At 41.2% G+C, this 22026-nt stretch carries 22 protein-coding genes; 3 read left to right on the top strand and 19 right to left on the bottom strand.

The annotated features are described in order from the left end of the window. Positions 1 to 33 precede the first annotated feature (33 nt). Together ACQCT5_RS08890 and ACQCT5_RS08885 are read left to right on the top strand one after the other, a co-directional pair. A complete protein-coding gene (locus ACQCT5_RS08890; protein ID WP_499641018.1) occupies positions 34 to 417 on the top strand; it encodes a hypothetical protein in 384 nt (127 codons plus the stop codon). Continuing rightward, a complete protein-coding gene (locus ACQCT5_RS08885; protein WP_499641014.1) occupies positions 407 to 889 on the top strand; it encodes a hypothetical protein in 483 nt (160 codons plus the stop codon). Before ACQCT5_RS08890 ends, ACQCT5_RS08885 begins: the two co-directional genes overlap by 11 nt. A 378-nt stretch (positions 890 to 1267) precedes the next feature. On the opposite strand, the gene ACQCT5_RS08880 is transcribed toward ACQCT5_RS08885, so the two are convergent. The 4 genes from ACQCT5_RS08880 to ACQCT5_RS08865 form a co-directional block, all read right to left on the bottom strand. After that, positions 1268 to 3400, bottom strand: coding sequence for a heavy metal translocating P-type ATPase (locus tag ACQCT5_RS08880; RefSeq protein ID WP_499641012.1), 2133 nt, complete (start codon positions 3398 to 3400; stop codon positions 1268 to 1270). Continuing rightward, positions 3375 to 3779 (bottom strand): ArsR/SmtB family transcription factor, encoded by a 405-nt coding sequence (locus tag ACQCT5_RS08875; RefSeq protein WP_499641010.1) that lies wholly within the window; start codon positions 3777 to 3779, stop codon positions 3375 to 3377. Before ACQCT5_RS08875 ends, ACQCT5_RS08880 begins: the two co-directional genes overlap by 26 nt. Before the next feature lie 169 nt (positions 3780 to 3948). Next, positions 3949 to 4815 (bottom strand): permease, encoded by an 867-nt coding sequence (locus tag ACQCT5_RS08870; protein ID WP_499641008.1) that lies wholly within the window; start codon positions 4813 to 4815, stop codon positions 3949 to 3951. A 75-nt stretch (positions 4816 to 4890) separates the two neighbouring features. Beyond that, the gene (locus tag ACQCT5_RS08865; protein WP_499641006.1) at positions 4891 to 5337 is read right to left on the bottom strand and encodes a MarR family winged helix-turn-helix transcriptional regulator; all 447 of its coding nucleotides are present in this window, start codon (positions 5335 to 5337) and stop codon (positions 4891 to 4893) included. Between the two features lie 389 nt (positions 5338 to 5726). Here ACQCT5_RS08865 and lepB point away from each other — a divergent pair, with 389 nt between their 5' ends. Beyond that, positions 5727 to 6248, top strand: coding sequence for a signal peptidase I (gene lepB, locus ACQCT5_RS08860; RefSeq protein WP_499641004.1), 522 nt, complete (start codon positions 5727 to 5729; stop codon positions 6246 to 6248). Between the two features lie 129 nt (positions 6249 to 6377). On the opposite strand, the gene ACQCT5_RS08855 is transcribed toward lepB, so the two are convergent. From ACQCT5_RS08855 to ACQCT5_RS08785, 15 genes are all read right to left on the bottom strand, one after another. Further along, positions 6378 to 7718, bottom strand: coding sequence for an MFS transporter (locus tag ACQCT5_RS08855; protein WP_499641188.1), 1341 nt, complete (start codon positions 7716 to 7718; stop codon positions 6378 to 6380). 77 nt (positions 7719 to 7795) lie between these two features. Then, a complete protein-coding gene (locus ACQCT5_RS08850; RefSeq protein WP_499641002.1) occupies positions 7796 to 7969 on the bottom strand; it encodes a hypothetical protein in 174 nt (57 codons plus the stop codon). 137 nt (positions 7970 to 8106) lie between these two features. Then, on the bottom strand, positions 8107 to 8532 hold the full coding sequence (locus ACQCT5_RS08845; protein WP_499641001.1) for a protein-tyrosine phosphatase family protein: 426 nt from the start codon (positions 8530 to 8532) through the stop codon (positions 8107 to 8109). Positions 8533 to 8550: 18 nt separating this feature from the next. Further along, positions 8551 to 10290: an arsenical pump-driving ATPase gene (gene arsA / locus ACQCT5_RS08840; RefSeq protein WP_499640999.1), complete on the bottom strand. Its 1740-nt coding sequence runs from the start codon at positions 10288 to 10290 to the stop codon at positions 8551 to 8553. 11 nt (positions 10291 to 10301) lie between these two features. Beyond that, positions 10302 to 10670, bottom strand: coding sequence for an arsenite efflux transporter metallochaperone ArsD (arsD, locus tag ACQCT5_RS08835; RefSeq protein ID WP_499640997.1), 369 nt, complete (start codon positions 10668 to 10670; stop codon positions 10302 to 10304). 66 nt (positions 10671 to 10736) lie between these two features. Continuing rightward, on the bottom strand, positions 10737 to 11156 hold the full coding sequence (gene arsC / locus ACQCT5_RS08830) for an arsenate reductase (thioredoxin) (RefSeq protein ID WP_386635853.1): 420 nt from the start codon (positions 11154 to 11156) through the stop codon (positions 10737 to 10739). Positions 11157 to 11217: 61 nt separating this feature from the next. Beyond that, on the bottom strand, positions 11218 to 12516 hold the full coding sequence (locus tag ACQCT5_RS08825; protein WP_499640994.1) for an arsenic transporter: 1299 nt from the start codon (positions 12514 to 12516) through the stop codon (positions 11218 to 11220). A gap of 14 nt (positions 12517 to 12530) precedes the next feature. Then, positions 12531 to 12872 (bottom strand): ArsR/SmtB family transcription factor, encoded by a 342-nt coding sequence (locus tag ACQCT5_RS08820; protein WP_499640992.1) that lies wholly within the window; start codon positions 12870 to 12872, stop codon positions 12531 to 12533. Between the two features lie 453 nt (positions 12873 to 13325). Continuing rightward, positions 13326 to 14780 (bottom strand): SulP family inorganic anion transporter, encoded by a 1455-nt coding sequence (locus tag ACQCT5_RS08815; RefSeq protein ID WP_499640989.1) that lies wholly within the window; start codon positions 14778 to 14780, stop codon positions 13326 to 13328. A 257-nt stretch (positions 14781 to 15037) separates the two neighbouring features. Further along, complete coding sequence (gene phoU / locus ACQCT5_RS08810) at positions 15038 to 15700, bottom strand: phosphate signaling complex protein PhoU (protein WP_499640987.1); 663 nt, start codon at positions 15698 to 15700, stop codon at positions 15038 to 15040. Positions 15701 to 15715: 15 nt separating this feature from the next. Continuing rightward, the gene (pstB, locus tag ACQCT5_RS08805) at positions 15716 to 16540 is read right to left on the bottom strand and encodes a phosphate ABC transporter ATP-binding protein PstB (protein ID WP_499640985.1); all 825 of its coding nucleotides are present in this window, start codon (positions 16538 to 16540) and stop codon (positions 15716 to 15718) included. Positions 16541 to 16561: 21 nt separating this feature from the next. Continuing rightward, a complete protein-coding gene (gene pstA, locus ACQCT5_RS08800) occupies positions 16562 to 17446 on the bottom strand; it encodes a phosphate ABC transporter permease PstA (RefSeq protein ID WP_499640984.1) in 885 nt (294 codons plus the stop codon). A 1-nt stretch (position 17447) separates the two neighbouring features. Further along, entirely contained in the window at positions 17448 to 18386 is a 939-nt protein-coding gene (gene pstC, locus ACQCT5_RS08795; RefSeq protein ID WP_499640983.1) for a phosphate ABC transporter permease subunit PstC, read from the bottom strand. 104 nt (positions 18387 to 18490) lie between these two features. Next, complete coding sequence (locus tag ACQCT5_RS08790; protein ID WP_499640981.1) at positions 18491 to 19477, bottom strand: PstS family phosphate ABC transporter substrate-binding protein; 987 nt, start codon at positions 19475 to 19477, stop codon at positions 18491 to 18493. A 240-nt stretch (positions 19478 to 19717) separates the two neighbouring features. Beyond that, entirely contained in the window at positions 19718 to 21904 is a 2187-nt protein-coding gene (locus ACQCT5_RS08785) for a peptidoglycan D,D-transpeptidase FtsI family protein (RefSeq protein WP_499640979.1), read from the bottom strand. Positions 21905 to 22026: the final 122 nt, after the last annotated feature.

Genomic DNA, 22026 nt, shown 5'->3' with positions numbered 1-22026 from the left:
AAAAAGAGAGAGAAATTTAGATGAGGTGACAACATGTTAATCGCAAGCATTCTACTAATAGCCATCGCTGCCGGGCTAATCGCCCTTTCATTCTTTGTGGGTGACAAATATTCCGAGCTTCAAGAAGAAGTGGAACAACTGTCCTTGGACGTTGTACAGGATAAATACAAGCTTGAAAGAAAAATCAAAGTATTGGAAGAAGAGCTTCTAATTGGAGCAGCACCCTTACATACTAAGAAAGTCCAAGAAAAGAAGGCTGCCCATCAGGATGTCAGCCAGGAAGATGTAACCATCTCCCTTTTCAAAAAAGGATACACCGCTTCCCAAATCTCCCAATTCACTTCCACTTCCATCGAAAAAGTGGAGAGTGTATTACAGTCAGCAAAACTGAAAGGGAATGCAGTCAATGAAAACTAATTTACGTGCATTTGCAGTTGGAATCATTTTTGCAACAGGAGTAATGGGAGTCGCTTATTCTATTGTCAGCTCTGATACTTTAGGAGAATCGGATGTCAAAGCTTTTGCTAAAGAGAACAATATGCATCTATTGACAAACGAAGAATACCAGGAGCTTCTTCCTTCCATTGAAGAAGAGAAGCCTGAAGAACAAAATACTGAACAAAGCCCTCCTGACGAGGAGCAGCAAAAGCCGGAAGACGAAGCCCCAGCGGAAGAGTCGAACGAACCTTTTGATGTAAATATACCGGATGGAATGGCAACCTACGAAGTTTCTGAGCTTTTGGAAGCTGAAGGTGTCATCAAGGACGCAGATGAATTTGATGCTTTCCTGGAAGATCGTGATATTGCCACTCGCGTAAGAGCAGGTACTTTCACAATGAAAAAGAACATGAGCTATGAAGAAGCTGCAGGCGTTCTGATTCGCCAATAATCATAGAAAAACGAGGATGATGCTTGATTGCATGATCCTCGTTTTTTTGTTGGCTGTTTCCGAAAGTAAAGATTGTTGCTTTAAAACTAGTATCTCTGTTCTTATACCCCTGTTGGTTTCCGCTCCAGGGGTTCGCTTTCGCGGGCGGTACGGTAGAACGCTTGGGATGAAGATATTAAATCAGTGTTGCGAATCACGTTGATTCGCAACACTGATTTAGTAGATAATAGTTATTGTCCTCTTGCTGTTTAGGGTGCGAATTAGCCTGCTTTTTATGATGCTACTTGTTATTTTCTATCCTTAAATGGAACCCCTTAGTACCTTTCTCTGACGGGGTTTACTGCATATAAAATAACTCATGATCAATTCTAACTGAGTCTATTTTCTCACTTTCAAAAGTCTCAATGAATTGATGATGACAATCAAGGTAGCTCCCATATCGGCAAGGATTGCCATCCATAAGGTCAGCAAGCCCGGAATAATCAACAACAACGCTAAAATTTTCAATCCTAGTGCAAGAAGAATATTCTGCTTGATGATGGCTAGTGCTTTGCGGCTCAGGTTAATGGTATATGGCAGTTTTTCGAGATCATCGGCCATGAGAGCAATGTCTGCCGTTTCCAAAGCTGTATCTGTTCCTGCTCCACCCATTGCAATACCTACCGTTGCAGCAGCTAATGCGGGGGCATCATTTACACCGTCGCCAACCATCGCAACTTTACCGTATTGAGCGCGAAGTGACTTGATTGCTTCAAGTTTATTCTGTGGAAGCAACTCAGCTTTCACTTCGTTAATACTTACCAATTTCCCGATCGCTTGGCCTGTTGCATCATTGTCGCCCGTTAACATAATCGTTTTTCTGATTCCGATACTTTTTAGCTGTTCAAGTACTCGTTTACTGCTTTCCCGGACCTGATCTGCAACTGCGATCAGTCCGATGATGTGTTCACCAGTCCCAACAAGCATGACTGTCTTCCCTTGTGTCTGCAGGTCTCTTATTTGTTCATTAATGCCAGGAGACACAACCATCAACTCGTCAAATAGTGATGGACTTCCGATAAAGTAAGTCTTATTTTGAATGGTTGCTTTTGCACCTTTACCGGTTATCGATTGGAAGTCTTCAGCATGATAGTCTGCTTGGAAAATACCTTGCTGTTCCGCTTTTCTCATAATCGCTGAAGCAAGGGGATGCTGCGAGTACTTTTCAATGGCCATGCCGATGCTAAGTATCTCTTTTTCCTCCATGTCCTCAAAGGTGAGTATATTGGTAACCTCAGGTGTTCCTTTAGTTAATGTACCGGTTTTATCAAAAGCGATGACATTCAATCGGCCAGCTTCCTCCAAATGAATGCCGCCTTTTATCAACACTCCCATCTTTGCTGCGTTTCCTATTGCCGTTACAATGGCGACAGGGGTGGATATGACTAATGCACACGGACATCCAACCACCAATACCGCCAATCCCCGATAGATCCATTCGGACCAATCCCCTCCAAGAAACAAGGGTGGAATCAGGACTATCAAGAGTGCAATGACCATGATTGCAGGAGTATAGTATTTCGCAAATTTATCAATGAAGGCTTGGGTAGGTGCCCGCTCCGCCTGTGCCTCCTCCACAAGATGGATGATTTTTGCTATCGTGGTGTCTTCCACCCGCTTGGTTACTCTTACTTCAAGCGCCCCTTCTTCATTTAAGGTTCCGGCAAAAACTTCATCCCCTATGACTTTCAGAACAGGGATCGACTCGCCGGTAATGGTTGATTGGTTAATGGATGACTGCCCACTTACCACTTCCCCATCCATGGCGATTTTCTGACCGGGTTTGATGAGCAGGATATCATTGATTCTAATATCCTCTACATCCAGTTCCAACTCCTCTGTCCCTCTTCTGACCACTGCTTTTTTAGGGGCAATATCCAAAAGGGAACGGATGGACTCCCTGGCCTTATCCATGGAATAGCCTTCAAGAGCCTCACTTAGAGCAAACAGGAAAACAACTACTGCACCTTCGCCCCATTCCCCAATGATGGCCGCCCCGATGATGGCAACGGTCATCAAGGTTTTCATATCAAATTCCAGCTTGAAGAGATTCCTGATCCCGACTTTGAATAACGGGTATCCCCCAACAATGATAGATACACCGAATAAAAGGATGGTAGGAAAATACTCCTCTCCGTACCTATAGACGGAAATATAGCCTAAAAGAAGAAAGAACAAGGATACCATCGTGTTCCTGTTTTCTTTCTTTTGCCAGAATGGGATTTTCTGCTCCTCATTCCTTTTTTGCCTCTCGGGTATCACTTTTATTCCATCAAAAGCTCCTGCTGCTTCCAGTTGTTCAACTGTTGCTTCTCCATATACCGTAATTTTTGAAGCACCAAAATTAAGCTGCACTTCATTCACCGTCTGGATATCACGGATATTTTTTTCGAATTTAGCTGCGCAGTTCGTACAGGACAGCCCCTGCAATCTATATGTCTCTTTGCTATTTTGTAATGCTTTCTCCTCCATGATCTACACCTTCTTTGGAATGTATTAATGCAATGGAAACCAATTGATGAATATGATCGTCAGCCAAGGAATAAAATACGAGCTTCCCTTCCTTGCGAACCTTCGCCAGGTTCAAACCTTTTAGCAATCTCAGATGGTGGGAGGCTGTTGCAGTGGAAGATCCGATTATATTCGCAACATCACAAACACACAGTTCCTTTTCCAACGTTAATGCGTAAGCAATCTTTATTCTGGTGGAATCGGAGAGTGCTTTGAATAGCAATTCCACTCCATTGACTTCTTCCACCCTATTTTTAAGAATGTCTACCTTCTGCTCATCATAACAAAATGTCTCACAAGTATCTTTTTCCACAGCTTGCATCACTTTTTCAGTCACCATTGACCCTCCTATTCAAACGGTCATTTGAATGTTTATTATAGTTTTATCGTATGTGATGATGTGACAATTGTCAACGGTTATTCAAACAAACTTTTGAATAACTAAAAAAATGACATCTTCCCCTTTAGTATCCTGAAGTGGGGAAGATGTCATCCACATAAACTTTTCTTTACACAAGGTAAAACAAGAATCCTGACACCGTACTCATACTAATCACAGAAAACACAAATGCCGCAACTAGCTTCTTTTTAAAAATAGAATTCAGGAGGGCCAATTCCGGTAAGCTTGCGCCAGCCGAACTGATGACAAGCGCCATAACTGGACCGAGCGCCATTCCTTTTGCAATCATCATTTGGGAAATCGGAATCATCGTACTTAGCCTGATATATAACGGTATCCCGATTATTGCAGCAATAGGTACCAACCACCAATTATCCCCGCCAAAATATTGTGTAATGAAGCTCGTTGGAACAGCTCCGTGAATGATCGCTCCGATCGCGGCACCGATAATGAGATACGGAAACACTGTCTTCATCAGCACTAGTGTTTCTGAGACCGCTTGTTTGAAACTGAAGCCTTTGTTTTCAGGATTATAGCTTTTCAGAATGACATTTTTCACTTGCTTTTCAAAACCCAATTTTCCAAGTGTCAATCCAATCGCCACAGAAAGAGTCGTCGTGATGATGGTGTAGAATAGTGCCACCTTCCAACCGAGAAATGCAGTCATGATGGTGAGTATCGTTGGATCCAACACAGGGGAAGCAAAAAGGAACACCATGACAATGCCAAAGGGAACCTTCTTCTGGAGCAGCGTTACGACAACCGGAATGGTGGAGCAGGAGCAAAATGGTGTTATAAAAGCGAACAGCACTGCAAGAATGGAACCGAGCCAAACATTAGGATGATTCATCCACTTTTCCATTTTGTGATAGGGGATGACCATTTGAACAACGGAAACCAGGAATGTAACAAGAATAAATAATAATGTAAGCTCAAGCGCAATATAGAAAAAACTTGAAAGGACTTCTTTCCACATTATAAACACCTCTGCTTTGGATTTACTTGCATTTTACAAGTATTGTTTTATTTTAAAAGCAAGCTTTTCACTTGCTTAGGAGAAAGGTTTGCAGCACATATTACTTTTGCCCATTGCTTCATTCAGTATTTGTAGAGATTTGATTACTTCGTTTTGCTCTTTTTCATTTAAGTGGGAAAAGACACTTTTCAGGTAATGCTTCATTTGATCGTTGATGCCTTCCTCTACTTGCTTCCCTTTGGTAGTCAAGCTTAGGTGGTATACTCTCTTATCCAATGCCGATTGGCTTTTTTCCACAAGCTCCATTTTTTTGAGTGTTTGTATCTGTCTGCTGAAGGTGGTTATGTCCATCCCAATGGTATCAGCCACCTCCTGCATGGATGGGAGATGCTTTCGTGCTATTTCATATAGGATATGACTTTGCACCATTGATATATCCAGACAGTCGACTGTACAGCAGTTTTTGTTCAACATACCGAATCTACGCATGGTGACTTGTAGCATTGCTCTAATATCTTCCATTATTTTCACCTCTTACCATTATTATATAAAATTATTTGTATTTTGCAAGTATTATTTTGAGTTTGATGAACTTTTTTATCTACACCTAAATGGGCAGTTCTACTGAAATGTTTTTTGTCGAAAAATGCGCTTTATCGATATCTCACCTGTTTTCGTGGATATATGGAAATATTCGTGGATAAATTTTTTTATTCTTTGATATTTGGTTCGAATTCGTTGAAATATTCATTTTTTTGTGGATAACAGACTTTGAGGAACAAATATTTTAACCACTAGGGCATACTTTTATTATAAAAAGAACATTTCTTTAAAAATTTGGAAACTTTTTTAGTATTTCCCTCGTATTTATTATAGGATAGTCGATCAGAAAAGCTTTAGGTGGGTTGCGAATGGAGAATAGTACGAAAACAGAAGTCTTCTCATGGATGAAGTCCCTTTTGGCTGTGGTGGTGCTTGTTATTATATGCCGCCAGTTTCTCTTTACACCAGTCACTGTTAATGGAGGTTCCATGAGTCCTACATTTCATCATAATGATCGGGTAATGGTGATGAAAATGAGTGAGATCGAACACTTTGATATGATTGTCTTTGAAGCACCAACCTCAAGCGATAAGCATATTAAAAGAGTGATCGGGATGGCAGGAGATAGGCTAAAGGTACAGAATGATAGGTTATACATAAACGATGTACTCGTGGAGGAACCATATTTGGAGGAAAACAAGGCGTCTTCCCCTTTTGCATTAACCGAGGACTTTGAAGTAGTGGTCCCTGAGGATTGTTTGTTTGTCATGGGGGATAACCGATTGCACAGCGGAGATAGCAGAATGTATGGATTTGTCCCGGAAGAGGATGTGTTCGGGGAAGTGAAAATCCGCTTTTACCCTTTAGTCGGGGTAGGTATACCTGAGTAAAATACAGCAAAAAGGGGCATTTCCTCCCCTTTTTTCTGTATTTTTTTTGCTCTGTTATACATCCCGCAGCGGTCTTTGTCCCTTGCTCCAATCAGCACCTTAATCAACAATATTCTTTAAGATCCTTTTTTAGGAAACCCTTCTTTCATTGACAATCTCTTTCTTTTGAGGCTTTTGGGATATAAACGCTGAAATTATTCCTAATAATGGAAAAATCATCATAAAAAATAAGATTTCCTGATAACCGCCATAAAAATCATAAGCAATGGCGAACGGTAAGGGACCAAATGCTGAACCTATGACCATAACAGTGGATGATACTCCTTTAATGCTCCCAATATTAGCTCTTCCAAAGTAATTTGACCAAATGATTCCTAGACTAATTGTCTCAAACCCTCCAACTACGCCTCTTGCAACTCCAAATAATATAGCTTTCCCATAAGAATCTGTAAACGCAAGCATCGCCATAATACCAATTTGTCCACAGAAGGAAATGGCAATAATATTATTAACCTTCATTCGTTCGGCTATAAATCCCGCAATAAAAGTGACAGGGAAAGAAACAAGGGCCATGATACTTAGAATGAATGCAGCCTGAGTGCGTCCGATGCCACTCTCAGCTAAAATCGGGACAAAGTGAAATATAATACCTGTGTTGACCATTGCAGGAACCGCCACACAATAGAGCAATAACCAGAACTCTTTAGTTTGCTTTGCTTCCTTTAACGTCCAAGCTTCTTCAAAAATTGCTGACTTGATAATATTTTCATTTTCTTTCATTGATACATTGTCCGGAAGAAGCCCCACATCTTCGGGTTTATTTCTAATAAATATATATGCGAGGGGCATAAAGACGAGAAAAAGCAGACCTGCCCAGATCAGCCAGGAGTTTTGCCAACCAACCTGATTAATCAGCCAAGCATTAAAGGGAGGCAGAGCTGCAGCACTTACAAAACTTCCAAATGCCATAAAGCTTAATGCACGACCTCTCTTTATTACAAACCATTGCGGAACTAATGTCCCAGGTAGTAAAGTTAGAGAACCCTGCCCAAATAATCTCAGCATAAAAAATCCAATAAACAGCATCGTAGGGCCTAACAGAAAACTATTAAAAATGCACGCCACTCCAAGAAGGCCTGCAACTAGTACAGTCATTTTCCTCTGGCCCAACCTGTCTACCATTTTACCTATTAAAAATAACAGAAAACCAGCAAGCATGGTTGCAAATAAATACATTGTAGAAATCAAGGTACTACTCCACCCAAAATGATCTAAGTATGCATCAATAAAAATAGAGATGGAATATGTCTGACCCGGACCAGAGAAGAAAACCGAAAGAGCAGCTAAAAAAACAATGACCCAACCATAAAAAAACGGTGTAGATATAGGAACGTTTTTATCTTGGAACATACCTTTTACCCCCAAGTTATTTCGATAACCTAAATAATATAGGATAACTATAACAAATATGAGGTATATCGTAAATATTCACTTCCTTTTTATCAAAATAGACCCAGTCAGAATGATGAATCTGACTGGGTCTATTCTTAACAGCAATCGCTATCCTTCATACCATGTAGCACAAGACCTTTACCTTGTGGGCCCTCTTGGACATCCAGCACCAGATCGGTTGTCATGCTTTCGATTTTCGGATCGATTGCGACTTTGATACTATTTAATGTTTCCACTTTATCATCCGCTTTTGCCTCATCCAGAGACAATCCTAATTGTGGGCTTCCTCAGCCCCAGCCTGCAAAGTAGACACGTATGTTCCCTGCTCCGTTTTGACGGAGTACATCAACAAGGACGTCTCTTGCTTCGTTTGTAACCTTCACGGCCAGTCACCTTCCTTATTATCTTATTTTTGATACATTTTCTGAAGTACTTCCTTCAATTCAGGCTTTACGCTAATGATGGGACGAATGGCAACCGCTTGTTTCTCCGCATCATCAACGGTGTTAGCCTTCCCCATCTGCAGAAGGGTACCCATGGCGACCGTCCCTGTTCTGTTTCTTCCACCTGAACAATGAAAGTAAACCTTTTTTCCTTCTTTTTGAGCCTGTACTACGTAGTCGATAGCTCTTTTCACCGATTCATCCTGTTTGGCTTCATCGTCTACAATAGGCATATGGATTCTTGGGAGACCATCCTCTAAGTTGTTTGATTCTGCACGGAGGTCGATGATAACATCAAGTCCTTCACTTTCATGAGCTTCTCTTGCTTGGTCTGCACCACCAATAAAAATGTTTTCCATTAATGCCTGATAGCTTTTTTCTTGTGACATTTCAATCCCTCTTTTCTGTCAGTTGCTTGGTTGACGCCATGGTATGATGGCGCAATTCAAATGTTCATTTGCGACTCTTTTTATCCAGCGGAATTCGTGCTTTCCTCGTCCACCCAATACTTTATCAACTGTCTTCGTTAAGGCAAAGCTTTGGTTGATAATCCACCACCGGGGCGAAATCGAGGCACGTTCAAGGTCGGCATGCAGCCGCTCAGCTTCCAGAACAGGTGTAGCCTCTGGCAGGGTAACAATGAGAACAGCAGTTTCCTCTTTATTTCTCAGACGCGGTAAGAGATTCTCCACTTCCGGGGAGACCTCCCCTGTCGAACGGAGCAGCTCTTTATGATAGGACTGTGCAGCATCCAAGAGCAGCAGCGTATGACCAGTTGGTGCCGTGTCAATGATGACAACCTCTTCATCTGCCTGCGCTACAATTTTCGCAAACTTCTGGAATACGGCAATTTCTTCTGTGCATGGAGAGTTCAAATCTTCCTCCAGGTATGCTAGCTGTTCGTTTTCTAGCCCCTCGCCGGCCTTATCTAGCACCGTTTTCTTGTATAGTTCCACTTCACGCTTTGGATCAACCCGGCTTAAGGAAAGATTTCCCGCGACCTTCCGGGAATGCAGCGCCTGCTCCAAATGGGCCGCCGGATCGGTAGTTGTAAGATGAACGGCAACACCTTTTTCTGCAAGCTTAACTGCTAACTCTGCTGCCAACGTCGTTTTTCCTACTCCTCCCTTCCCCATTGTGAAAATAACCCTCAGATTCTCTTGAATGACATCCTGAACGACATCATCGAAATCAGATAGATCAGTTAAGAGTGTGGGTGACATAGCTCCCGACTCATCAAGCTTCATCGTTTCGCCTTTCAACCACGCTTTCAACGATTCCATGCCGGTCAAAGAGAAGGAAACATACGGTAAATAAGAAATGTCCGTTTCTTTGAATGTATCAGTAACCATCACCAAAGCTTTTTGCTGCTTTTCATAAAATGCATGGGAGACTTTGTCGCCAAGCACCGGATTTTCGAATAGACCATTTACAATAAGGTGCTGGTTCTTCAAGCCGATTTCCTTCAATTCAGCTGAAGCACGAGCCGCTTCCACAATGGGGGACTCATCTGGACGGGTTACAAGGAATAGCTGTGTCTGATCCGGATCTGATAGAGCTTTCACTGTCTGCTCGTATAGCGCCTTTTTTGTATTAAGTCCTGATAGGGGTCCCAAACAGGATGCACCGTGTGTACTTTCCTCTAAAAAGTTGTTCCATGCAGTTGGCAGTGACAAGAGTCTTAGCGTATGTCCCGTTGGTGCCGTATCAAAGACAATCACATCAAACTGTTCGGTAATTTCTTTTTTCGTCAAAAGTGTCGAGAACTGGTCAAACGCAGCAATTTCAACGGTACATGCCCCTGATAACTGCTCCTCCATGGTGGCAAGAACGGAATCTGGCAACCTTCCTTTATACGGACCAATCACACTTTCCCGATACTCCTTCGCCGCTTCTTCCGGATCGAGGTTACATGCGAACAATCCACTTACCCCTTGAACCTGCGAAATCTCATTGGTTAGGTCCTGTTCAAAAACATCCTGCAGATTTGAGGCAGGATCTGTGCTGACAATCAATACCCTTTTGCCCTCTTCAGCAAGGGAAATCGCCGTGGCACAAGCAGTTGAAGTCTTCCCTACCCCTCCTTTTCCTGTGAAGAAAAGATAAGGGGTCCTCACCATCTCTTTCGGATCAAAAGTCGAAAGCATAGTCGACACTCCTAGCCTTTTGGATTTAACGTGATATTCAGCTTTGTTTTAGGTTCTTGGTGTGCAAGTTCCTCTTCCTTTACCTGTGTCCAGGAAGCAAGCTCTTCATTAGTCGGATATGAGGCAACTTTTTTCACTTGCCCATCGACGATAACAACCGGCAAACACTCTGGACCTTTTTCCATCAACAAGTCATTTACCTGTTTATTTGTTACAAATGGTTCAGGTTCGGAACCAAGGTTGTATCTGCTGATCCCTATACCTTTTTGCTGCAAAGAGAATATGGCACTTGCCACTCTTGTCAGCTCTGGATCGACAGTTGGTCCACATACACCAGTAGAGCAGCACATCGCCGGATCAAATATTTCAATCTTTGTCATTTCTAATTCCTCCCCTTTTTTTAATAAAGAGCCGAGAAAAAAAGACTCGGCTCTTCGTTTTTATTATTATTTTCCAGTCTCAGCGAATGTCTTGATGCGATCGCCGATTTCATCACGTACTCGTTGGAAAAACTTCCATTTTTCCTCTTCTGTTCCTTCAGCTTTAGCCGGGTCATCAAAGCCCCAGTGCACTCTTTCCTTGTTTGGAGGAGTAGCAGGGCATACATCTGCTGCATGTCCGCAAAGTGTTACAACAAGATCTGCTTTTTTGAGGATTTCAGGGTCGATCGTATCGGACGTTTGGTTTGTGATATCCACGTCCACTTCATTCATCGCTTTCACGGCACTCGGATTTACGCCATGTGCTTCAATACCCGCACTGTAAACATCCCACTCATCGCTCAAATATTTTTTTCCCCAGCCTTCTGCCATTTGGCTGCGGCAAGAGTTGCCTGTACATAGGAAGTAGATAGTCTTTTTTGTCATGATGAAAAGCTCCTTTTAATTATATTTGATGTTATTTTATATAAACAGAAATTCTCTGTTTTTAGCCAATGATCAATAGCCAGAAATACAAACCAAGCAAGGTAATGAATAATGTTGGTATGGTTAGGATGATACCCACTTTGAAGTAGTATCCCCAAGAAATTTTTACACCTTTAAGACTTAATACATGAAGCCATAGAAGTGTTGCCAAGGAACCGATCGGCGTGATCTTTGGTCCCAAATCTGATCCGATTACGTTCGCATAGATAAGTGCATCTCGAATGACACCATCTGTCGCTGTATCCTTGATAGCTAAGGCGTCTATCATCACAGTAGGCATATTGTTCATGAAGGACGATAGTATTGCTGCAATAAAGCCCATGGAGATCGTTGCTACAAACAACCCTTCACCTGCTGCCATCTGGATGAGATCGGTCAGGACATTTGTAAGTCCTGCATTTCGAAGTCCATATACCACCACATACATTCCAATGGAGAAGAATACGATGGCCCATGGTGCGCCTTTGACAATTTCCTTAGTATGAATGGCTGGGCTTCTTCTACTTACGATTAAAAAGAAAACCGCTACTGCTGCTGCTACAAATGAAACTGGAATTCTTGCAAACTCACTGATGAAATATCCAACAAGAAGAACTGCTAAGACAGCCCAGGATAGTTTAAAAAGCTTTAGGTCTTTGATGGCTTCCTCCGGCTTTTTCAACACGGACATGTCGTAGTCCTTTGGTATGCTTTTGCGGAAAAACAGGTAAAGTACTGCTATACTCGCACCAAGAGCAAAGAAGTTCGGCACAATCATGTGAGTGGCATATTCCACAAAACCTATGTCAAAGAAATCTGCAGAAACAATATTAACCAGGTTACTTACTACAAGCGGTAAAGAGGTCGTATCCGCAATGAACCCACTCGCCATAATGAATGGCAGGATCATCTTTTCTTTAAAGTTAAGGTTTCTTACCATTGCCAGTACAATCGGAGTCAGAATAAGCGCTGCTCCGTCGTTGGCAAAAAACGCTGCAACGAGTGCTCCAAGCAAGGTAATATAGATGAACATTCTTATTCCGCTTCCTTTTGCGAAACGGGCCATATGAAGTGCGGACCATTCAAAAAAGCCAATCTCATCAAGTATCAAGGAAATGATGATGAGTGCGACAAACGTCAAGGTCGCATTCCAGACAATACCGGTTACATCATACACATCCTGTAGTGATACGACTCCAACAAGCAAAGCCAAGAGTGCTCCAGCGCAAGCTGACCAGCCAATGGACAAACCTTTAGGCTGCCAGATGACAAATATCAAAGTAAGTAAAAAAATGGATGATGCTAAAATAATTTCAAGCAAGCGTATACCCCCGTTTAATTACAAGTTATTCTAAGTCCTTTTCTCTCAAGCTCCAGCATTTTCTCCTCTAGCTTAGGTACGTGCTCCAAAATGGAACTTACCAACTCATAGTGAGCATGACTACTGTTGAGTGAATACATGATCCACTGGCCCTTTCTGGACTCCTTTACAAGCCCAATGTCTTTGAGCTTCTTCAAATGCTGGCTGATGGAGGGTTGACTCATCTGAAAGATTTCGACAAACTCACAAACGCAGCAATCATGATCCTGGAGCAATGCCACCATGGATAGCCTTGTTTTGTCCCCTAGCAGTTTAAGGGTTGACGCCGCTTCTTCCATTTTCAAGACAGTTTGCATAGTTTCACCAACCTTTGGAAAAAATAGATATATAATAAAACACTTATATAACAATATACTTATATAATAAGACACTTATATGTTATTTTCAAGCACTCTTTTGTAAAGAATCTGTAAATGAATAATTGCAGAATTATCAGTTAATTGATATAATTTATAAAGAAAACGCTTCCAAAATATCATATAGATAGAAAGGTGATGCTGTTTTGATGGATTATCAGTACAGACGTAAAGCTTTTCAGAATCTGCATGTGGAACAAGAAGAAGCTAAGAAGGAATTAAAAGAACAACTTAACAAAAGTAAATCAGTGATGGCTTACCTATCATCGTTTTTTTCCTTTTTTCATCACACTTCATAAAGGAGCCTTTAAACGCTCCTTTTTATTATGCTCAAATTTATTTTTGAACTACTAAAAAAAGAGTGAGACAGTTTCGTCTCACCCTAGCTACACATTAATGCCCCGACGGAACAGATAATCCGACTCTGTTAACAAGTGCTTCACTTTCTTCATTCAGCCCGATTATCGTAACCTTTTTGCCTAAGCGTTGATATTTTAATACCGTTTTGGAAATTGCCGTAACGGCTGATTGATCCCATATATGTGTGTTGCTGAAGTCAATCACGATTTCTTCTGGATCGTTCTGATAGTCGAACAAGTCAACAAAATGACTCATTGTTCCAAAAAACATCTGTCCTGTAATTTTGTAAACCATTTTGTCGTTCTCCAGTAGTATAGTTGCTCGGATCTTTGCCATTTTCCAGCCAAAAATCAAAGCACTCAAAACAACCCCTGCTCCCACACCTTTTGCAAGATCATGCGTATAGACAACAATGGCTACTGTTACAACCATTACAACTGCATCTGCACGCGGTATCTTGTGCAGTTCTCGGATAGACTGCCAATCAAACGTTCCAATGGAAACCATTATCATGACACCGACCAAGGCGGCCATTGGAATTTGCACCACTATGTCACCTAGGACCATGATCAGGAACAATAGGAATGCCCCGGCCACAAATGCTGAAAGCCTTCCTCTTCCGCCCGACTTCACATTGATGACAGATTGCCCGATCATCGCACATCCTGCCATCCCTCCAAAGAATCCAGTAACAACATTCGCGATACCTTGTCCTTTCATCTCACGGTTCTTATTACTTTTTGTATCAGTCATTTCATCTACGATTGTTGCTGTTAATAATGACTCCAATTGACCCACAATCGCTAGTGTAAATGCGTATGGCAAAATGATCATGAAAGTTTCCCATGAAAGCTCCACCATAGGGACATGAAACATAGGTAATGACCTGGTTATTTCACCCATATCACCAACAGTATTTAATCCGAATCCTCCTCCGAACACTACAACCGCAGTAATGACAACAATTGCAAATAATGCGGAAGGAATTGCTTTTGTAAATCGAGGCAAGATATAAATGATTGCAAGTGTCGCTGCAACAAATGCGTACATCACCCATGTTGCATCTACAAACTGCTCTAACTGAGCCATAAAAATTAAAATTGCCAAGGCATTCACAAATCCAATAATTACAGCCTGTGGTAAAAAGGAAATAAATTTACCCAGCTTAAATACACCCATCAATATTTGAATGATTCCGGTAAGGATGGTGGCAGCAAATAAATACTCCAGACCATGATCGGCTACTAAAGTTATCATCAATAGTGCCATCGCTCCGGTTGCTGCAGAGATCATACCAGGTCTTCCACCAGTAAATGCAATAACCACTGCAATACAGAAGGATGCATATAGTCCTACCATTGGGTCAACACCCGCAATGATAGAGAATGCAATTGCTTCTGGAATGAGGGCTAAGGCAACGGTCATCCCTGAAAGAATATCCCCACGCACATTACCAAACCATTCTTGTTTTAAAGTTGCTATGTTCATAGCACACCTCTTCCCTGTTATTTAGTTTTTGTGACTTTCTACTCTCAAGAAAGTCGGGTCCGTTTGCAACAGGAAAAATCATAACATATATTTGAAAATGTGAAAATCACCACGAAAACGGAAACAAACTAATATATGTCTCTCTATCTCTTCATTTCTCTCTTTTCCTCCTCTTTTCGTATAATCTTTCAAAAAAGACAAATTTCATTTCCAAAAACAAAAGCTCTGTCTATGGAGTTAGACAAAGCTTTCCGTTTCTATTCATTCAATTCGTAGTGACGACCTTTTACAAGGTATAAGATATTTTCAGAAATATTTGTAGTATGATCAGCCATTCTCTCAATGTAACGGCAGATGAAGGATAGCTGAGTAATCTGTGGGATCATGTCAGGAAAATCCTTTGTAAGCTTCAATAGCTCACGGATGTTTTCACCATAGAGCTCATCAACGCGATCGTCCATCTCTGCTACCTGCTTGGCTAAAATAACATCTTCATCGTAATAAGCCTTCAAAGAGAGTGACAGCATCTCCGTAGCGATGTTATGCATCTTTACAATTTTCTCGATTGGAATAAGATCCTCTGACTTTTCTCCAATCCGGATAGTTGACTTTGCAATATTTACAGCAAAGTCCGCAATGCGTTCCACATCAGTTGAAATTTTGATAGCAACAATGATTCTGCGCAGGTCTACAGCAACTGGCTGCTGCTTTGCTATCAAAAGAATCGCGAAATCATTAATTTCTTCATCAAGACGGTCTGCTTTATAATCATCTTCAATAATCATAAGTGATTGTTCTATGTCCTTGTTAGTTAGGGCATTAATGGATTTGCCTAATGCAATTTCCGCCAGGCTTCCAAGTTCCAATAACTTATCTCTTAGTGTATTCAAATCTAATTGAAACTGTCCGCGAACTGTCATTGTAGTACTCTCCCCTTATCCGAAGCGACCGGTAATATAGTCTTCTGTACGTTTATCTGTCGGGTTGGAGAATAGCTTATCCGTTTCGGTGTATTCTACCACTTCCCCGTTTAAGAAAAATGCTGTTCGATCCGAAATACGAGCTGCCTGCTGCATGTTATGTGTCACAATTACGATACTGTAATCCTTTTTCAGTTCCTGAACCAGCTCTTCCACTTTTAGTGTGGAAATTGGATCAAGGGCGGACGTAGGTTCGTCCATCAGGATCACGTCCGGCTCAATAGCAAGACAACGGGCGATACACAGACGCTGCTGTTGCCCACCGGAAAGTCCATAGGCATTTTCCTTCAGACGATCCTTTACCTCATCCCAAATGGCAGCTCCACGTAAGCTTTTTTCCACGATTTCATCAAGAATTTTCTTGTTGCGGATTCCATGAATTCTTGGACCATATGCAATATTATCGTAGATGGATTTCGGGAACGGATTAGGCTTTTGGAACACCATCCCGACATTTGTTCTTAGTTCTTCAACTTTATACGATTTCGCTAAGATATTCTTCTCACGATATAGGATGTCACCAGAGACCTTTACACTTGGCACTAATTCCACCATACGGTTCAATGTTTTAATATAGGTAGATTTCCCACAGCCAGAAGGTCCGATAATTGCCGTCACTTCGTTTTCATAAATCGGCAAATTGATGTTTTTCAACGCCAGGTTTTCTCCGTACCATAGGTTTAAATCTTTTGTATGATAAACGATTCTTTTATCTTTTGGGGTGTTGGTTGTTGAAGAAGAATTGTTCTTCGCTTCACGTTCTGGTACCACAACTTGCATGAATGATTCCTCCTTTAAGGGTTAAAATCTTCTTTGAAATTTATTTCGAATGAGTACAGCAATAGAGTTCATGACCAACAATATGAAAAGTAAAACCACGATTGTAGCTGCAGCTAAATTTGCGTATTCTGCCACAAGAGCCGCGTCAATGGTCCAGTAGTAAATCTGCATTGGAAGTACCGTGAATTTGTCAAATATCCCTTCAGGTAGCGGGAGCAATAATGCAGGTATACCCAATACAACTAGTGGAGCAGTTTCCCCGATGGCACGTGATAACGCTAATATTACTCCTGTTGAAATACCCGGAATAGACGCAGGCAACACAATATTTTTGATTGTCTGCCATTTCGTCGCACCCATTCCATATGATGCCTCTCTTAGATAACCGGGTACTGCGCGAATCGCTTCTTGACTAGCTACTACCACAATAGGAAGAACTAATAATGCCATAGTAAGCCCACCAGCCAAAACGATGTTTCCAAGGCCAGCTGCCCTTACAAAAATAGTTAATCCTAAAATACCGAATACAATCGAAGGAACACCAGCCAAATTGGAGATATTTGTTTGCAGAAAGCGTTGTAGGCGTCCTTTTTTTGCATACTCTTCTAAATAGATTGCCGTTCCGACTCCAAGAAACATGGTTATTGGTGCAACCACCAGCATCAGCCAAAGAGTACCCATAATGGCTCCCATGATTCCGGCCCTATCTGCCATAGTAGATAGTTTATTCGTAATAAATTGAAGATCAATCCAACCCATACTTTGTGATATAACACGGTAAAATAAGATTACGAGTACTACAAGACCAATTAGAGTAGCAGCTAGAAATAAAGTTTTAACTAAACTGTTCACCTTTAATCTTGTATTCATTTTCTTTTGTACTTGTGCAGCATCAACATACTTCATCTTAATATTCCTCCCTGTACTTGCGAGAGATATACTGGGCGATCAAGTTCATTATAAGAGTAAAAACAAATAATGTCATCGCAACAGCATACAAGCTATAATATAAAGTTGAACCAGCTGGTGCATCTCCACCGGTTACTTCCACAATGTACGCAGTCATCGTTTGCATAGATTGCGTGATATCAAACGTGAAATTCTTCGTACTTCCGCTCGCAATGGTTACAATCATTGTTTCACCAATTGCACGGGAAATAGCAAGAACAAAAGAAGCGACAATTCCAGACATAGCTGCAGGGACAATAACCTTCCAAGCTACCTCTAATTTGGTTGATCCGAGTGCTAAAGCTCCTTCTCGCATAGCATTAGGAACCGAACTCATCGCGTCCTCCGATAATGAGGCAACCATCGGAATTATCATTATTCCCATCACTATTCCTGGACTGAGGATATTGGTTGGTTCTAAACCAGGAATGATTGCTCTTAATAGAGGTGTTACAAAAGTAAATGCAAAGAATCCGTAAACGATTGTAGGGATTCCCGCAAGCACTTCAAGAATCGGCTTTAAAATTCTCCTTACTCTATCGGATGCATACTCACTTAAATAGATTGCAGACATTAAACCAACAGGAATTGCAACTATCATGGCTATGACAGATGAAATGATGGTACCAGTCAATAAAGGCAGTACGCCAAATTGTGCATTTTCACCTAATGGCTTAAGTTTGGTACCTGTAAAGTAATCCAGAAATGGGACAGCTTTAAAAAACTCGATTGTTTCAAAAACTAATGTAAGTATGATCCCGATTGTCGTAAATATAGAAATTGTAGCAATTGCCAATAAAAATTTCGGAATAAATGCTTCCATAAAACGGTTTGTGTTAAGAGTTGTTTTTTTCTCATTAATCAACTCTCTAACGTTGACGCTATCTTTCTTAGCCAATTTGAAATACCCCTTTCATCTTAAAACCAGGTTCATCCATTGCCTGTTTTATAAAAACATAGAGGAAGATGAGCAGCATAATAGCTCCCCATCTCCCAAGAGACTTACTTTAAACCTTCAAGTTCTTCTACATAAGTGGTAATTTCTTCGTCAGTCAGTGGGGCAAACCCAGTTTCAGATGCAACAGTTTGTGCGTTTTTCATTGTATAGATTGCATAATCTAATACTTGAGGTTTTTCCTTAGCCATGTTTGTATTCAAGTAAGTGAATACTGGACGTGTAAAGTTTGCATAGTCTCCATCTTCAGCAATCGTGTCAAGAGAAGGTGCAACTGGTCCATTTCCAAAGTCAACTTTTACAGCTGTTAACTTGTCTTTGTTGCTTTCATAGTAACCATACCCGAAGAATCCGATCGCATTTTTATCTTTAGAAACAAGGTCTACTAGTGTTGAGTATTCTTGTTGTAGGTTTGTGCCTTCAGCTAAATCTTTTTCTTCAAGGATAACTTCCCAGAAGAATTCATATGTTCCGTGGTTTTCGTTAGGGCCGTAAGTTTTAATTGGCTCATCCGGGAATTCAGGACGTACATCAGACCAATTTTTCTTTCCTGTATCCGCTAGGAAAATATCGATAATTTCTTGTTCTGTTAACTCTTGAGCCCAGTCGTTATCTTTATTGATTACAATTGTTAATCCATCAAGTGCTACCTTTAATTCTTTTACATCGATACCAAGCTCTTCAGCTTGTGCTTTCTCTTCGTCTTTGATAGCACGGGAAGCATCGTTAAAATCTGTTCCATTTTCCACTAGGAATTTCTTGAATCCTGCAGATGTACCAGCACGGCTCACTTCAACAGATACACCCTCTTGAGCTTCTGTCATGTATTTTTCAGCCATTACTGACATGAAAGGAAAAACTGTTCCAGATCCATCAATTACTACACTACCTTCAAGTTCTTCTCCACCTTCAGTAGCTGCTCCTTCTGAAGATCCTTCATTACCACCGTTGTTGTTTGCATTTCCACATGCTGCAGCAAATACTGCGAGCGATGCAACGATAGCTAGTAATAAAAAACGTTTGAAGCTTTTCATTTCTTAATTCCCCCTAAGGTTTTTGTTTTTTGATGTTTCTGTTTATCTTGCCCTACGAGATATATAATATAATCAACGTATTAACCACGTATGAACCAAGTGTAAAGGTTTTGTAAATCTCTTCTTTTTTGATGAAATGTGGGGAATACTAGCGATTTTTGTGAGGTATTAGCTATTGAAATCTGGCTTTCTAGGTAGAATGCAATAAAAAAAGCACTCGCATTGAGTGCTTTTTTCAGTCTATTCGTCGTCTTCTTGGTTTTGTTCTTCATCTTCTGGTAATGTGCCATCTTCAGTTGTGATGGTATTCTGCTCTTCCGGATTATCCACACCATTCGTCCGTTTCTCTTTGAGTTCAAAATATGCCTTCATTATTTCGTCCCCGATTTCGGTACTGATTCCTCCAGTTACGTTGAAACCAGTGGAAGCATAAGGAACCATGATGGCAAAGGCAAGTTCGGGATTATCGTATGGCGCATAGCCGATCAGATTAAAGTTTAGCGTGTCATGTCCAACTTTTTTTCCGTTTTCCAATATCTGCACATATCTTGATTGTGCCGTACCTGACTTACCTGCCGGCTTATATTCCTTCATTTCAGATCCTCTTGCAGTACCCTGATTGCCATTATACACTCGGATGAAACCTTCCTGGACGCGCTTGATTTCCGCATCTGTCATATCCACCCTGTTAAGGATTTCCGGCTTGAATGGCTGAAGGACAGGTCCTAGACCATCTTCTTCAACTGGTTCCCTTACTTCTCTTACAAGTTGTGGCTTTACACGATAACCTCCATTTGCAATGGTAGATACATATTGTGCCAATTGAAGCGTAGTATAGTTGTCATACTGACCGATGGATAAATCCAGTAGCAAACCTGGCAATGATTTGTCCGGGCCAATTACCCCTGTGGATTCATTCGGTAAATCTATACCGGTGTTCACACCCAAACCAAATTGAGCAAAGTAGCTTCTTAATGTATCATATGCTTCCGGCTTTACGTAGAGCGATTCTCCAGGTCTGTAATTTGCCCCTGCGATTGCAAGTGCAGTCTTAAACATATACACGTTCGAGGAACGTTCAAGAGCAGTGAGGTCATTGATACTCCCCATATTTACATAGGATCCTTTTTTAAGACGCTGTTGCCCTAGATATAACGGGGTATCTAATTGATAGCTTCCAGGTTGGATGACTCCATGCTGAAAACCTGCCAATACTGTGGCACCCTTTACGGTAGATCCAGGTTCGAACGCTGATTGGAAAGTTCCAAGTGCATGATCCAGCACTTCCAGTTTACCGTTTTCATCCTTGACTAGCTGTTTTCCGGCAAGTGTAAGAATTTCACCTGTCTTAGGATCCATGACTACTGCATAGGCACGATCCAAGAATTCCGCTTTTGCTGCAGGATTGGCTTTAGCTTCCAGCATCTTTTCAACCAAAACTTTTTCAACAATTTGCTGCAGTTCCATATCTATAGAAAGAACTAGGTCTTTTCCTCTTTGTCCTTCAAACACTTTTTCCTGGCGCAACAGGTTCCCAGAGGAATCTGTCACATTTTTCACTCTCGCCTTTTGACCCTGCAGCACATTTTCGTACTCCGCCTCGATCTGACTCATACCAACACGGTCATTACGGCTGTATCCTTTTGCAAGGAATTCCTCGAGACGTTCACTTGGTATACCACTATCGGTGTCTGACACCCTACCCAATATGGAACGAAGCGTGTTTCCAAACACATATTGGCGGTCCCAGTCCGTCATGATATCAACACCAGGTAAATTGCCGAGGCTTTCACTGATGATTGCATACTCTTTTGCTGTAACATCCTCATTTTTCACTATTTGCGGGGTAAGTGGATAGCCTTTGATTAGTTCACGGAAGATAGCAAGGACTTTCATATCCTCTTCGGATTCTGTAATTTCCTTCAAATGATCTTCGGTTATCCGATCCAACTGAAGCTGATACAGGTCCCCTTCTTCAATCTCGCCATCTTCGACTTTTTTCATATCTGCATCTGTAATCAATTTCTTGGCTTCATCCGGATGAGTCAGGATCCAATAGTCCTTTTTGTCCCGCTCCTGAATTTCCTCCGTATCAAGCGTGATGACCTCGGATAATTCCCTTGCTATTTCCAACTGTTCCTTGGAAGAGGTGGATTGCATTCTCGTATATGTAATCGCATTTAATGGGGTATTATCCACCACCACGTTATGGTTGCGATCAAATATTTTCCCTCTTGGGGCCAATGTATTTACAGTAACATTCTCTTCTCTATCCACTTCCTTGCGATAGTCCTCTCCAAACACGATCTGGACAAATCCTAAGCGAAGTATTAGGGCAGAAAACAACAAGAATACCGCAAAAAACAAAAGATTCAACCTATATGGGACATAATTCTTTTTCTTCTTTTTTTGTTTCTGATTGGTCATACCCTACACCTTTTCATTTGAAATTTTTGCATAACAAGCAATAGACACCTATTTGTAATCTCCCTAGGTGTCTTTGTCTATCTTTATTGTATAAGAAATCACTTCAAATATCTATTAATAAA

This window comes from Sutcliffiella halmapala (genome assembly GCF_050107295.1).
GTDB lineage: Bacteria > Bacillota > Bacilli > Bacillales > Bacillaceae_I > Sutcliffiella_A > Sutcliffiella_A halmapala_A.
This window is presented reverse-complemented; position numbering and strand designations above follow the sequence as displayed.

Bases quoted from the DNA above. Each gene is read 5' to 3' on its own strand.
- ACQCT5_RS08785 (WP_499640979.1), bottom strand. From the start codon at position 21,904: ATGACCAATCAGAAACAAAAAAAGAAGAAAAAGAATTATGTCCCATAT.
- ACQCT5_RS08820 (WP_499640992.1), bottom strand. From the start codon at position 12,872: ATGCAAACTGTCTTGAAAATGGAAGAAGCGGCGTCAACCCTTAAACTG.
- ACQCT5_RS08845 (WP_499641001.1), bottom strand. From the start codon at position 8,532: ATGTCACAAGAAAAAAGCTATCAGGCATTAATGGAAAACATTTTTATT.
- arsC (WP_386635853.1), bottom strand. From the start codon at position 11,156: ATGACAAAAAAGACTATCTACTTCCTATGTACAGGCAACTCTTGCCGC.
- ACQCT5_RS08885 (WP_499641014.1), top strand. From the start codon at position 407: ATGAAAACTAATTTACGTGCATTTGCAGTTGGAATCATTTTTGCAACA.
- ACQCT5_RS08875 (WP_499641010.1), bottom strand. From the start codon at position 3,779: ATGGTGACTGAAAAAGTGATGCAAGCTGTGGAAAAAGATACTTGTGAG.
- ACQCT5_RS08865 (WP_499641006.1), bottom strand. From the start codon at position 5,337: ATGGAAGATATTAGAGCAATGCTACAAGTCACCATGCGTAGATTCGGT.
- arsA (WP_499640999.1), bottom strand. From the start codon at position 10,290: ATGCTTTCGACTTTTGATCCGAAAGAGATGGTGAGGACCCCTTATCTT.
- ACQCT5_RS08815 (WP_499640989.1), bottom strand. From the start codon at position 14,780: ATGAACATAGCAACTTTAAAACAAGAATGGTTTGGTAATGTGCGTGGG.
- lepB (WP_499641004.1), top strand. From the start codon at position 5,727: ATGGAGAATAGTACGAAAACAGAAGTCTTCTCATGGATGAAGTCCCTT.
- ACQCT5_RS08880 (WP_499641012.1), bottom strand. From the start codon at position 3,400: ATGGAGGAGAAAGCATTACAAAATAGCAAAGAGACATATAGATTGCAG.
- ACQCT5_RS08790 (WP_499640981.1), bottom strand. From the start codon at position 19,477: ATGAAAAGCTTCAAACGTTTTTTATTACTAGCTATCGTTGCATCGCTC.
- pstA (WP_499640984.1), bottom strand. From the start codon at position 17,446: ATGAAGTATGTTGATGCTGCACAAGTACAAAAGAAAATGAATACAAGA.
- ACQCT5_RS08890 (WP_499641018.1), top strand. From the start codon at position 34: ATGTTAATCGCAAGCATTCTACTAATAGCCATCGCTGCCGGGCTAATC.
- ACQCT5_RS08870 (WP_499641008.1), bottom strand. From the start codon at position 4,815: ATGTGGAAAGAAGTCCTTTCAAGTTTTTTCTATATTGCGCTTGAGCTT.
- pstB (WP_499640985.1), bottom strand. From the start codon at position 16,540: ATGCAAGTTGTGGTACCAGAACGTGAAGCGAAGAACAATTCTTCTTCA.
- arsD (WP_499640997.1), bottom strand. From the start codon at position 10,670: ATGACAAAGATTGAAATATTTGATCCGGCGATGTGCTGCTCTACTGGT.
- phoU (WP_499640987.1), bottom strand. From the start codon at position 15,700: ATGACAGTTCGCGGACAGTTTCAATTAGATTTGAATACACTAAGAGAT.